The sequence below is a fragment of the Corynebacterium sp. HMSC08A12 genome (assembly GCF_001807485.1).
GTDB lineage: Bacteria > Actinomycetota > Actinomycetes > Mycobacteriales > Mycobacteriaceae > Corynebacterium > Corynebacterium evansiae.
In genome coordinates, this window is record NZ_KV789170.1 from 1 (window position 1) to 513 (window position 513).

The 513-nt window shown below is 47.2% G+C and carries 1 pseudogene; it reads left to right on the forward strand.

Going from position 1 to position 513, the window contains the following annotated elements:
* Positions 1–513: pseudogene (locus tag HMPREF3166_RS03735) on the forward strand (D-alanine--(R)-lactate ligase); the annotation flags it as partial.

The window sequence follows — 513 nt, forward strand, 5'->3', positions numbered from 1 at the left end:
GAATTGTCCGGTATCCCTTTTGTAGGCTGCGATATTCAAAGCTCAGCAATTTGTATGGACAAATCGTTGACATACATCGTTGCGAAAAATGCTGGGATAGCTACTCCCGCCTTTTGGGTTATTAATAAAGATGATAGGCCGGTGGCAGCTACGTTTACCTATCCTGTTTTTGTTAAGCCGGCGCGTTCAGGCTCATCCTTCGGTGTGAAAAAAGTCAATAGCGCGGACGAATTGGACTACGCAATTGAATCGGCAAGACAATATGACAGCAAAATCTTAATTGAGCAGGCTGTTTCGGGCTGTGAGGTCGGTTGTGCGGTATTGGGAAACAGTGCCGCGTTAGCTGTTGGCGAGGTGGACCAAATCAGGCTGCAGTACGGAATCTTTCGTATTCATCAGGAAGTCGAGCCGGAAAAAGGCTCTGAAAACGCAGTTATAACCGTTCCCGCAGACCTTTCAGCAGAGGAGCGAGGACGGATACAGGAAACGGCAAAAAAAATATATAAAGCGCTC